The sequence below is a fragment of the Algoriphagus aestuariicola genome (genome assembly GCF_017254835.1).
In the GTDB taxonomy this organism is placed as follows: domain Bacteria; phylum Bacteroidota; class Bacteroidia; order Cytophagales; family Cyclobacteriaceae; genus Algoriphagus; species Algoriphagus aestuariicola.
This window is the reverse complement of the sequence record NZ_JAFKCW010000005.1, coordinates 402,288-414,527: the sequence shown is the minus strand read 5'-3', so window position 1 is coordinate 414,527 and position 12,240 is coordinate 402,288. Positions and strand designations below refer to the sequence as shown.

At 47.8% G+C, this 12,240-nt stretch carries 11 protein-coding genes; 4 read left to right on the top strand and 7 right to left on the bottom strand.

Going from position 1 to position 12,240, the window contains the following annotated elements:
- Positions 1–12 precede the first annotated feature (12 nt).
- Together J0A67_RS20955 and J0A67_RS20950 are read right to left on the bottom strand one after the other, a co-directional pair.
- A complete protein-coding gene (locus J0A67_RS20955; RefSeq protein ID WP_206571348.1) occupies positions 13–2,631 on the bottom strand; it encodes an ABC transporter permease in 2,619 nt (872 codons plus the stop codon).
- Positions 2,631–2,957 carry a PadR family transcriptional regulator gene (locus J0A67_RS20950; protein ID WP_206571347.1) on the bottom strand — a complete coding sequence of 109 codons (327 nt, stop codon included), beginning with the start codon at positions 2,955–2,957 and terminating at the stop codon, positions 2,631–2,633. The genes J0A67_RS20955 and J0A67_RS20950 overlap by 1 nt, the downstream gene beginning before the upstream one ends.
- 272 nt (positions 2,958–3,229) lie before the next feature.
- Between J0A67_RS20950 and J0A67_RS20945 the strand changes: the two genes are divergently transcribed.
- The 3 genes from J0A67_RS20945 (at position 3,230) to J0A67_RS20935 (ending at position 7,907) form a co-directional block, all read left to right on the top strand.
- Positions 3,230–4,441: a hypothetical protein gene (locus J0A67_RS20945; RefSeq protein ID WP_206571346.1), complete on the top strand. Its 1,212-nt coding sequence runs from the start codon at positions 3,230–3,232 to the stop codon at positions 4,439–4,441.
- Positions 4,442–4,806: 365 nt separating this feature from the next.
- Entirely contained in the window at positions 4,807–5,418 is a 612-nt protein-coding gene (locus J0A67_RS20940) for an acyloxyacyl hydrolase (RefSeq protein ID WP_206571345.1), read from the top strand.
- A gap of 143 nt (positions 5,419–5,561) precedes the next feature.
- Positions 5,562–7,907: a TonB-dependent receptor gene (locus tag J0A67_RS20935; RefSeq protein ID WP_206571344.1), complete on the top strand. Its 2,346-nt coding sequence runs from the start codon at positions 5,562–5,564 to the stop codon at positions 7,905–7,907.
- 107 nt (positions 7,908–8,014) lie between these two features.
- Here the strand turns inward: J0A67_RS20935 and J0A67_RS20930 are convergent, their stop codons facing one another.
- On the bottom strand, positions 8,015–8,443 hold the full coding sequence (locus J0A67_RS20930; RefSeq protein ID WP_206571343.1) for a nuclear transport factor 2 family protein: 429 nt from the start codon (positions 8,441–8,443) through the stop codon (positions 8,015–8,017).
- Positions 8,444–8,546: 103 nt separating this feature from the next.
- Here J0A67_RS20930 and J0A67_RS20925 point away from each other — a divergent pair, with 103 nt between their 5' ends.
- Complete coding sequence (locus tag J0A67_RS20925) at positions 8,547–9,407, top strand: oxygenase MpaB family protein (RefSeq protein WP_206571342.1); 861 nt, start codon at positions 8,547–8,549, stop codon at positions 9,405–9,407.
- Here the strand turns inward: J0A67_RS20925 and J0A67_RS20920 are convergent.
- The 4 genes from J0A67_RS20920 to J0A67_RS20905 all read right to left on the bottom strand — a co-directional run bounded on the left by J0A67_RS20920 (position 9,381) and on the right by J0A67_RS20905 (position 12,142).
- Positions 9,381–9,938, bottom strand: coding sequence for a hypothetical protein (locus J0A67_RS20920; protein WP_241265280.1), 558 nt, complete (start codon positions 9,936–9,938; stop codon positions 9,381–9,383). The two genes, J0A67_RS20925 and J0A67_RS20920, sit on opposite strands and share 27 nt — an antisense overlap.
- Positions 9,939–10,030: 92 nt before the next feature.
- Positions 10,031–10,384 carry a hypothetical protein gene (locus J0A67_RS20915; RefSeq protein ID WP_206571341.1) on the bottom strand — a complete coding sequence of 118 codons (354 nt, stop codon included), beginning with the start codon at positions 10,382–10,384 and terminating at the stop codon, positions 10,031–10,033.
- A 114-nt stretch (positions 10,385–10,498) separates the two neighbouring features.
- Entirely contained in the window at positions 10,499–11,143 is a 645-nt protein-coding gene (locus J0A67_RS20910) for a dihydrofolate reductase family protein (RefSeq protein ID WP_206571340.1), read from the bottom strand.
- A 243-nt stretch (positions 11,144–11,386) separates the two neighbouring features.
- A complete protein-coding gene (locus J0A67_RS20905; RefSeq protein ID WP_206571339.1) occupies positions 11,387–12,142 on the bottom strand; it encodes a hypothetical protein in 756 nt (251 codons plus the stop codon).
- Positions 12,143–12,240 lie beyond the last annotated feature (98 nt).

Sequence of the window (12,240 nt, the reverse complement as noted above, 5' to 3'; positions counted from 1 at the left end):
CAGAATTTCGTTTTATTCGGTTTTTATCGACTTGATGGGATTTGCCAGAGCTGCTTTGGTGGCCTGTATTCCAGAACTCAGTCCTGCGATAATCAAAGTGAGGATTCCTCCTACCAAAAACATCCACCAGGACATTTCGATGCGGTAGGCGAAATCTTCCAGCCAGTATTGCATCAGGAAATAGGCAAAAGGCAAGGCCAGCAAAAAGGCTATCCCTATCAATACCGTAAATTCCTTTGAAAAGAATAAGACAAGCTCGGCAACGGTGGCGCCCAACACCTTACGGATCCCCACTTCTTTGGTCCGCTGGGTGGTGATGAAGGTCATTAGCCCAATCAACCCAAGGCTCCCAATAATGACTGCAATGATCGAGAACAGCGTAAATCCTTTGAATGAAAGGGTTTCAACGAAGTATTCCCTCGCGATAGAATCATCAACGAATTCATACTTGTAGACAGATTTTGTAAAAGAGGTTTTCCATGATTGCTCAAGGGATTCTAAAACCTGCGGATTAATATTGCTGATCTTGACAAATGCTTGATCCTGAAAATAACTCCAGTTGAGTATGATGCAGGGAGAAATGTCATGTTGAAGGGAGTTGTTGTGAAAGTCCTTCACCACCCCAATGACAGTTGCTTCGCCTTCATTGATGGTCAGTTTCCTTCCGACGGCATCTTCTGGCGTCCAGCCGAGGGATTTCAAAAGGCGTTCATTGACTATGAATTCGTCAAATTCCATTTTATTGCCGGTGAAATTTCTACCGGAAATCAGCTCCAACCCATAAAAGTCCAGGTAATTGCGATCCCCGATTTTCATCTCGGCCTCAAACCCATCTGTATCTGGCATATCCGAAGTCCTGAACCTGGTTCCCAATTGGAAGCCGTTGACAGCCATAGGCGGACCTGAACCAATGGCAACATCATTGATTTCTGGATTGTTAGTCAGGAGGTTCTTGAAGGTTTCTATTTTATCGGATTGTGGAACGGGCAACATCACTACGGCGTCAGTAGTGAACCCGAGTGACTTGTGCCTGAACCAATCCATTTGGACAGCTGCGATAATTGTGGCAATGATAAATAATTGCACAATGGCAAACTGAAACACAGTGACCGCCTTTCTTACAGAAAACCCCCGTGTACCTGAAGTAGGAAGGTCATTTTTGATGATTTGAAGAGGTTTGAAGGAGGAAAGAACAATAGCCGGATAGGCTGTGCCCAATAAGCTGGTGATCCCTCCCAAAAATGCAATCGTCCCTACATCAGTCCAATGAAACGTCAACTGGAGATTGATGATTGAAAAGGCTGAGTTCGCCTCACCGATTAAGAAAACAGAAAATGCCAGCGCAAGTAAAACCGAGATCGCAACAAGGAGGGAATTTTCTAAGGCGAATTGCTTAAACAGATCAAACCCCGTGCTTCCAATCGTTTTTCTGATTCCGACCTCCTTGGCCCTGATTACAGATTTAGCCGTCACAAGATTGACAAAGTTGCCAATGGCGATCAGCAAAATAAATATTCCAACATACTTGGCAGTCTGGAGCATATTACCGGGCATGGTGTAGCTTCCGGGGCTGCTTCCGTAGAGAGATTCCGTATGAATTTCGGCCAAAGGCTGAAGCTTATAGGAGATCCGGCTATCATCTTCTTTCGTGAGATACTTCTTTTTCCAAACGGATATCGACGACTCGATTTCCTCCGGGCGGTGTTGGTCTGAAACCACCACAAATGTGGTCCCTTGATAGTTTCCTGACCAATTTGATGCAGGATAGGGATTGTTCTGTTTGAAAAATTCATAGGGAACCAGCATTTCATACCTGAGGTTGGAATTGCCCGGTACGTCTTTTATAATTCCGGTCACCTGCATGGGGTCTTTACCTGCAAGCATGATGGTTTTTCCAAGGATCGATTGACTGGGAACCTGTTGCCCAAAGCATTTTTGGGCAATGCTTTCAGTCAAAACAATTGAATTGGGGTGTTGAAACGCCGATTTTCTATCCCCGGCAATCCAGGTTAGATCAAATGCTTCAGAGTAGAATCGATCAACAAACAAGACATACTTCGACTCGAATTTATAGTCATCCATGCCCTCCTTTTCCAGCGTGAAAAATCTTTGAAATGGTCCGGCTGCTTGAGTGACCAAATCCAGCTCTGGAATATCTTCTCTCAGTGCTTCGGCCAAAGGATAGGCTGTGGTATTCCAATAAAGTGTCTGATCTGGGTACTGGGTATGCTGAACGACCCTGTAGCTCCGTTCTGCATAGGGATGGAAATTATCGAAACTTGATTCGTATCCAACAAAAATCAGCAGGGTAAGGCAGCATGCAATCCCCATCGAAAGGCCGAAAATATTGATACCAGAGAAAGCTTTGTTTCTCAGGAGCTGCCTTCCGCCGAGTTTGACATAGTGTTGAAACATGATTGGATGAACCAGATGTGATAAGTCGATTTTTTTAATGTTTCGCAATCTGAAGGACCGGATCACATCCCAGGTGAATTTCCGATTTGCCTGGGATGGAGACAGGTTGGTATGCCTGTTTTCAAACAATTCCACCAGATCCCCTTCGATCTCCTCAAGGTAATCCTCTCGGCAAAACCAGCGGAGGAAAGCAAGCGCCTTTCGTGGAGGTTGCATTAGCCAAAGGAGATTTTGGGAATCCGGTTATAAATATTGCTTCTCAAAGCAAATTGCTCATCCAGCACTCTTTTGCCCAAGGCAGTGATGACGTAGTACTTTTTGCGTCTGCCTCCTCTATCCTCTGTGATCCCCCCAAATCGCGACTTCACAAAATCCTTCTCTTCCATCCGTTTCAGAGCAACATGAACCGCACTGATGTTCAGTGATTTTCCAAGTTCCTTCTCCAGCCCGGAGAGGATCGATACGCCATACGCTTCGTCGTGGAGCGCCGCCACCATCAGCAATACCAGTTCTTCAAATTCGCCCAATGAATGTTGTGCCATGTTGGATTTATTTACTTAACAAAAGTGAATGTAATGTATTTAATTCACATTTGTTAAGTAAATGAGAGGAAAGTAATTTCCCCACCGACCGTGCCAGCATCCATGTCTGCAGGGGCAATTATGTTGGCAGGTTACAAAATTGGCCAAGTCCCGGTAGGTCCTAGGCTCCCGACTGGTCTGAGTACTTCAAATCGTCCTTCGTAAATTTTTTTTCTTGGTGAATAGGGGTAGATCTGATTTCGCTTGTCCTATAGGCGAAACTAAACCAGATCATGAATACGATAAGCAAAATTCTAGCAGCATTCCTGTTCTCTTCCCTACTCGGACTGGAAACCCAAGCATTCCAAACCCAATCGGACAGCGTTGGATCAAAGCAAAAACCTTTGGCATTTCAAAAATCCGAACCTTTCCGATTTGATCCTTTTGGTAAAGACCTGAGCGACACGACTTCCATCGGTTTTCAATTTTCCTTTGTACCCTATGTCGGCACCAACGGCATGTATTCAGGAAATATGGTCAATGACTATTCTTTCAACCTCTTGGGAGGCTATTCCGCGGGAACCAGAAAACTCGAAATGGCAGGCTTATTCAACATCAACCGAGGTGACATGACCGGGGTGCAGTTGGCGGGCCTCTTCAACCAAGTTGGAGGGAAAGTCGCCGGAGTCCAGCTCGCGGGACTTTTCAATTCTAACTTAGACTCGGTTGAAGGGGTCCAGCTGGCAGGCTTGACTAACTTCAGTACTGGTCCAATTGATGGTGTGCAGCTAGCTGGAGTCATGAATTTCTCCCCCAAGAAAGTCGACGGCGTGCAGGTTGCAGGCGTGGTGAATTTTACCGCTTCAGCGCTAGAAGGCACCCAGGTCGCTGGCGTACTGAATTTCGCTGCTCGTGAGGTCAAGGGTTCTCAAGTAGCAACAGTCAACTTCGCCAACAAAGTCAATGGATTTCAGCTCGGAGTGTTCAACTATTCCGACAGCATCAGTGGGGTTCCCGTTGGGGTTTTCAGCTTTGTGAGAGCGGGATACCACAGCATCGAACTTAGCGTCAACGAGGTTCTTCCCCTCAACTTGGCCTTTCGCACCGGCAAGCGCGAGTTTTACAACATTTTCTTCGCGGGGCTCCGGCCTGAATCGAATGAGCAAGTGACTTGGTCCTTCGGATATGGACTAGGTACCTCACCCAAATTGGGCAAAAAAACTTACCTCAATATCGAAATCAGCTCTGAGCAATTGAGTCAGGGTGGAATGCATGCGCTCAACCTGATCAACCGGGGGTACATAGGTGCGGAATTCAAAGCGACCAAAAACTTCGCAATTTTCGCCGGACCGACTGCGAATTTCCGCGTCTACGATACTTCCTACGCCTTCCATCCGGAGCTCTTCACCTACACCAATACAAAAATCCACAATGATGTCTACCACCCTGAAGACTTGGGAAGCCAATTCTGGTGGGGCTTCAAAGCCGGATTCCGGTTTTTATAAGTCAAATAAATTTAACCACAAAGAACAGGAAGAATTAAAAGCAGAGCGATTTGTTGCTCAATGAGCCTTTGGCCATCTGATTTTCAGCGGCCGTTTCCAACAACACCAAGAAGAAGCGAAGCTTTTATCCTTTGCGACCTCAATAAGGATTGCGAGAGTTTTCGGCCTGAAATTTCTCGCAGCCTCCGGAAATCTATTCTCTCAGCCTTTGCGCTTAGCGGAAAAAAAAGTCAAAATAATTCAAAATTAGGTAGGGGTAAAACCCTGATTGATTGTCCTATAAACGAAAGCTAAACCAACTCTTTCTTTTCTCCTCAGCTACGGCCAGACGAAACGAAGGATCCACATTTAAAACCAAAAAAACAATGAAAAAATTACTTGGAGTACTAGTCGCTTTGCTAATCATAAACACCGCCTATAGTCAGCAAGCAGGCAAATTCAGATACCAAATGGATCTCGGTTTCGCCGCGCCAAAAGACGGAGGAATCGGTGCCATGGTACATCTTGAGCCCCAGATCCTTGTCTTGGACAACCTAGCCGTCGGCCTGAGAATGGGCGTGACCGGTATGGCCAAGGACGTCACCTATTACGAAATCCCCGATGACTACGAGGGTGAGCTCTCCGCCAACCTATCAGTCTCCGGTACAGCCAACTATTACTTCAACTACGGTAAAGGAAAAGTAGCCCCTTATGTGGGAGCTGGATTTGGATACTATGCCCTGAGCAATATCGAGGTAGAGGGCGACAACATCGAGGACGCAAATAACCTCGAGGCTTCTTTTGCCTGGGCGCCCATGGTACGCGTTGGGGTAGAGCTCCAAAAATTCCGGATTGGCGCCGAATACAACTTCGTGCCCTCCAGCAATCTCCAAAATGTCAACGGGGAAGTGATTGGCAAGGCCACCAACGAGTATTTCGGCTTTACCCTCGGGTTCTTCGTGGGCGGAGGAAGGTGGGGAAACAAGCCCAACATCTAAGTTCCCAACTTCTTTCGGACGAATTAACGCATAATCCATTTTGACTTTCCTGGCTCAAACTCCAGCGGCCGACTGCCTCCCAGTCGGCCGCCTGGCACCGCCTTGCCTTTTCCCAACTCTATTCCCTAACCTAAACCAACACTATGAATTCGCTTAGTAAACTCCTTTTGGTGATTTTTTGCTTCGCAATCAATCCCCTCCAAGCCCAAAATCTAACCCAAACCGTAAGGGGAAGGGTGGTCGACCAGGTCAGTCAAATTCCGATTCCCGGCGCAACGGTGACTGTCCTTAACACCGACCCTTTGATGGGAACTGCTACAGACGCAAACGGGGACTTCAAAATCCAACAGGTTCCTTTGGGCAACCATACCCTCCGAGTCAGCTTTGTAGGATATAAGGATCTCATCCTTCCCAATATCCTGGTCAATTCCGGCAAAGAGGTTGTCCTGGCTGTCACGATCGAGGAAGATTTTGGCCAACTGGATGAAGTGGTGGTCATGGGGGCCGAAAAAGAGCGGACCGTCAACGATATGGTGACTGTCAGCGGCAGGACATTCTCCGTGGAGGAAACCCGCAAATTTGCTGCGGCTGTCAATGATCCTGGACGAATGGCTCAATCCTTTTCGGGTGTCGTCAGCACCGATGACGGCAACAACAACATCTCCATCCGCGGCAACAGCCCCAACGGACTGCTTTGGCGAATGGAAGGCATCGACATCCCTAACCCCAACCACTTTGTCAATCCGGGTACCTCCGGTGGGGGCGTGTCCATTCTCAGCGCCCAGCTTCTGGCCAATTCGGACTTTATCACAGGCGCGTTTCCAGCCGAATATGGCAATGCCATGTCAGGAGTCTTTGACCTGAGCCTGAGAAAGGGCAATAACGAAAACCGGGAATTCACCTTTCAGGCGGGTTTCCTCGGGACGGATATTGCTGCAGAAGGGCCGATTGCCAAGGGCTACAAAGGTTCTTATTTGGTCAATTATCGATATTCCACCCTGTCCATTCTTTCCCAACTGGGCGTGCCCTTGGGAGATTTTGTGACCAACTTCCAGGATCTGTCCTTTAACTTATTCCTGCCGGCCGGCAAAAAGAGCAGCTTTAGCGTTTTTGGATTTGGTGGGCTGAGCGACCAAAACAGTGCTGCCGAAAAAGATTCCTTGATCTGGGAAAGCGAGGGGGATAGGTATAGCTCCAACTATTTTTCCAATACCGGAGCAGCGGGCATCAAATATTCCTACATTCTGAACAAGTCCAATTTTCTCCAAGCAACCGTCCTTGCTTCTGGGCATGAAATCGGCGATGAATACAGCCGTCTGGACAACGAATACAACGATCAGGAGCGGGGCTATGAAAACTTTGGCAACTCCAAGGTGACCGTCAATACCACTTTGAATTCTAAACTTTCGGCAAGGGCAAACCTCCGAAGCGGGCTGTACTTCAACCAACTCTACTACAATCTCCGGGAAAATGGCTATGACGAAGACAGCGACGTGATGAAAACGCACATCAATTCCAAGGGCAATTCGCAGAGTGTCCAGGCTTTCTCCCAGCTGCACTATCGCGCCAGCGAAAGACTCACCTTCAACGTCGGCCTCCACTACCTCCAGTTTTTGCTCAACAACTCCAATTCCCTGGAGCCCCGCTTCAGCGCTTCCTACGAGTTGGACGAAAAGCAGCGCATTAGCCTGGGCTATGGCCTCCATAGCCAGGTACAGCCGCTGGGCACCTACTTTGCGGAGCAGGAGGTAAATGGCCAGATCATCAAGCCAAATGAAGACCTCGATCTTAGCAAATCGCATCATTTGGTGCTGGGCTACGATCGACAGCTGAATCCTTATCTGCGAATGAAAGTCGAGGGCTACTATCAGCATTTGTACAATATTCCGGTCAAGCCAGGCAAGACCGAAACGTATTCCATCATCAACCAGCAATGGACTTATATGACGGATCCTCTGGTCAATGAAGGATTTGGCAAAAACTATGGGGCAGAGTTTACCCTGGAGCAGTTTACCCACAAGGACCTCTACTTCCTCCTCTCCGCATCGGTGTACAATTCCCTGTACAAAACCCAGGAAAACAAGTGGAGAAACACCCTCTACAACGGCAACGCCAACCTAACCCTGACCGCTGGCAAAGAATATCACCTAAAGAAAAACCGTATGCTAGGCATCAACCTTCGTAGCATTTATGGCGGCGGCCTGCGTGCCACGCCGATAGATCTGGAGCAGTCGATAACAGATAACGAGACGGTTTATGATAAAAGCCGGGCTTTTGAGGAGCAAAATCCTGCCTATTTCCGTACGGATCTTCGTGTCAGCCTGAAATGGAATCGACCCAAGTCCACCAGCACCTTGGCCCTCGACGTCCAGAACCTAACCAATCGAAAAAACATCTACGGGAGCTACTTTGAACCCATGTCTGGAGAAATCGAAACGGCATACCAGTCGCCTATGATTCCTTTGCTGAGCTATCGAATTGAGTTCTGAAAAAAAACAGTAGACCGGAGACGGAAGTACCTTATACTGTCAGTATGCACTCTCCAGGGGGGTTAAAGCCCTTGGAGAGTTGAAATGGAGCGAATCCTCATCCAATTCTAAGCCGCTGGAGTTCTAAACGCCTGTCTTGCCAACAATTTCCAGCCTCCCTTTTCCTTTACCCAAACCATCAACAAACCAAGTTTTAGGCTGTTCACTTTTCCATTTTCGGCAAATTCCGCATAGATATTATGCCGCACCAACGCGATATACTTGCCGTGTAGGCTGATCGTCTGGTCGGAAATATCCCATTTCTGATAGTCGGTCACCTTGGATTCGAAAACTGCAAGAAACTGTTCTTGATTTTCCACTGTCCCGCTGGAGTGGCCATAGCTAAGATCTTCCGAAGTCAAGGTTCTCAAAGTGGCCACATCTTCGGCCAAAAAAGCTGCCTGCATTTTCTTCACGGCGGCATCCACTTCTTTTTCGGCCTGGCCAAAGGCAAATTGACAACTTAAAAACAGCAGGATGAACAGGATTCTTTTCATGGTTTTTGGGTTTGATTTCCCATGAAAATAAGGAAAAATCCAGACAGGATATGTAAAAAAGCCAGCCAGCCAGTAAATTACACCGCAGCAATCCGCCCCGTACATGAAACCTTTTTCAGCTCAAATCCAATCCCTGAATCCCGAGACCGATCACGAAAAAATCTCCTTCCTCTTGAGTGGTCATGTCTTCCCTTGGGACTTGGAGCGTTCGCTGGAGTTTGCGCTGTTTAGAACTTTTGCTGTTCCTTCTATTTCAGGCTTGCTCGCTGAGACGGGCGAGTTTGTACAGCGTCCCAGAAAGCGGTACGACGACACAGAGCTCATCCTGTTTGAAATCCTCGAACATGGCATGAACAGCCTCCGGGGAAAACGGGCCATCCGGCGGATGAACTCCATGCATGGTCGCTTTGACATCTCCAACGATGATTTTCTCTACGTGTTGTCCACCTTCATCTTCGAGCCGATCCGCTGGACGGAACGCTACGCCTACCGTCCCATGTCGGAAGTCGAGAAGCAGGGGATTTTCAAAAACTACCTGGAATTGGGCCGACGGATGAATCTGAAGAATGTGCCCCAGACCTTACAAGAATTTGAGGAATACAACATCCGCTACGAGCGGGAAAACTTTCGTTTTGCGCCGAGCAACCGCATCATCGCGGACAAGACTGTAGATCTGATGCTGGGCTTCTATGTGCCCAAATGGCTCTTTGGTTTGGGTCGACCCTTCGTCTTTGCCTTGCTGGACGATCCCCTTCGGGAAAGTCTGGGCATAAGAAAGGTCTCGGCAGTTCGGAAATGGATAGCAAAGAAAGGCCTCTTCATCCATGCCTTTTTTCACAAAATCAGTAGGGAGCCCCAACAACCCGTACTAGGAACGAAACGGAAAAGACCCAGCTATCCGGAAGGTTATCAGATCGAGGAGTTGGGCACTTTTCCTTCAGGCACCGGTTCTACTTCGGGATGAACGCCGTCGGCGTTTGGATGTAGGTTTGGCACCTGCCAGTTTTGCCCCGATCCAGGCCATCGGAATATAGGCACCTAGCAGATCGACGACATTAAACCACAATGGTGATGGCATTGTCATCACACTATAGATGCCTCCGATCAGGAACAGAAGTCCGATCAGCAAAGCCAGAGGCATCTTGTAGTTAGCCGCGATCTTCACGGTAACAAAGGCGCCAACCAGCGTTCCCAGCGCATGGGCTAAAAAGGGAACAAAAAAATGCTTGGGTTCCATCAAGGCCATCGCGGCAGTCAATCCTTCCGCGGTAGTGAGATCGGCACCTCTCGGAGGGGAAATGATCGCGGCACTATTCATGATCAACAGTCCGTTTACAACGCCGCCGATCAGCATGCCGACAATAACCGCAAGAAAGTTTTTTAGAACAGGGTGCATAAGAGCTCGTTTGAATGTTTTATTGCTATGATCGTCCGCTGCCAACTCAAAGTAATCCAAGGTAAAGCAGTGGTGATAAACTAACAAATTATAAAACATCAAATCCAGTTACCAGTAAAATATAGTCTCCTTGCCTTTCGGTAATGAAAAATCTTGACCTAACTACGATGATTGCCTATAGTGTCTGACTCCTACTTTTTCTTGCCTTTGAATGTTCCGGTGGCCATTCCTGCCAAGTCGACTTTTCCCTCCATTTCAGTGGAAGTGGCTTTGCCGTCGTAGATGATCTTGTTTCCTTCAATGGCGAATTCCAAATGGATGACCTCGCCCCGGATCGTGCCAGTGAGCGGCGCTTCTCCCAACTGTCCGCTATAGGTACCGGTGATTTTCTCCCCATCCTGCTTTAGGACAAATGTCGGAGTTCCGCTGCCCGCGTCGGTTTCCACAGTTAGATTCCAGGTCCCGGTTACGTTGATTGCATTTTGGGCTTTGGCGGAAAATCCGATAAACAGAAAAAATAAGACAAGTGATAAGAAGGGTTTCATGGTTTTTGGGTTTAGTGGTTTATACCCGATGAAAGTAGGAAAAAATCAGGTTTCCCACACCAGTTTTTCAAACGCTTCCCCAGGCAGCCCAAAGGACTTGTCCTCTGAAAACAGCTAGCCTTTGGTAATCAGAATATGCGTCGCATGCTCCCCTTCCACCCGCTGCACCTGCCTATAGCCCAAGGCAGGGAGATCAATCCCGGCAAACAAATGCTCCCCCGAACCCAAAAAAAGCGGAGAAACGGCCAGATGAAGTTCGTCGATATGGCCGCCCTGCAAGAATTGCCGGATGGTCTCAGCCCCTCCGCCAATCCGGATATCTTTGCCGTTTGCAACTTCTTTCGCTTGAGTAAGCGCTGATTCTATCCCTTCGGTGACAAAATAAAAAGTTGTGCCTCCCTCCATCACCAAGGGCTCGCGCTCATGGTGCGTCAGTACAAACACCGGCACATGGTAGGGTGGATTGGGACCCCACCAGCCTTTCCAGTCTCCATCCGGCCAGTCCCCGCGTATGGGTCCAAACATGTTTCGGCCCATGATCCAAGCACCTAGGTTTTCGAAGCCCTTCTCCGCAAAGTCATGGTCCACGCCGGTCGAGCCTCCCTCCTGCCCGATCATCTGGGCAAAGCGCTTGGTCTGTCGCAGCCAGTCGTGGAGATTTTCGGCACCCAAACCCATAGGCTTTTCAAGACTCTGCTCCGAACCGGCTCCAAATCCGTCCAGGGAGATGGTATAACTCATTACTTTGACTTTGCCCATGATTTATCTGATAGATGAGTTTATAAAATATGTTTGTAATTAATCTAGCGAGCGAGCCTCTTTACTTCTTCACTCAAGTCGGAAGACCGAAGTGTCGGCGACTTCGAACGATTGCCTTTCATTTCGATAGACACATTCAATTACTGCAAAAAAAGCATAAAATCATCTTCCAAATTATTTCCGCTGGACTTTCAAGCTGGATAGACGTGCAATTTACAGTAAACCAGAGATCTTAGCAGGCTGTTACAGATCACTTGTGCTGATGAAACTTGGATATCCTTCCTCTTGAGGATAGTAGAAGAGAATCATCACAATTTCTCTCTTTTCATTAGTTGGAGTTTTTCCCGTACCCCGAAAGACCAATTTTTGAGTTTTCAAGAATTTTGTGATTTCCCCAGACAGCTCCTGATTCTCAAATCCATCAACAGCCTCAACACGTGCAATTGCCAAATCAGGGCCTATACCAAGTCTATAAATTCCGAAACTTTTCTCCTCCGAATACCCTTTCAGACTTTCGAAAGATCCAGTGGCGTAGAGGCTTGAATTGTACAATCTCGTGATGTTGTTGCGTTTCAGGCTCCGCAAAATCTCGAGTTTTACCTGCAGCCTTCTTTCTAGTTTCCCTCTGAGTGTGGGATAAGCGGCCGAGTCCACAACGGATTCAAAGTTGAGGTTTCCAGAGCAATAGCTGGTATTCATTTTCCCGTCTTCCCCTGCATCAGCATACACCAGCCATTTGGAACCGACATTTGCGACAAAAGCACAGTTGCTACTAGTGGTAAAAACAGCTTCGATCTCCTTCCCCTTGAAAATCTCCAGAGGTCGAATTTCTATTTTTGAATCATCCCGATAATCCCGCCGCTTTTGTATGGAGATAATTTCCACCACTCCTACAAATTCGGCATGATCGAAATGCTCAGGCAGACCCCAGTGCGCACAGGAACAAGCATAGCCAAGGTTCGCAAAAAATAGGAAGGCAACTAGTAAAGGATATCTCATCGATTTTTTCTTTTCTCCTCAACCATCCCAGAAGCCCTGCTGGAGTGCCCGGAACGCTGAGCTAAGGCGCTTTTTTAAGTTGACAATTTCGAAACCAA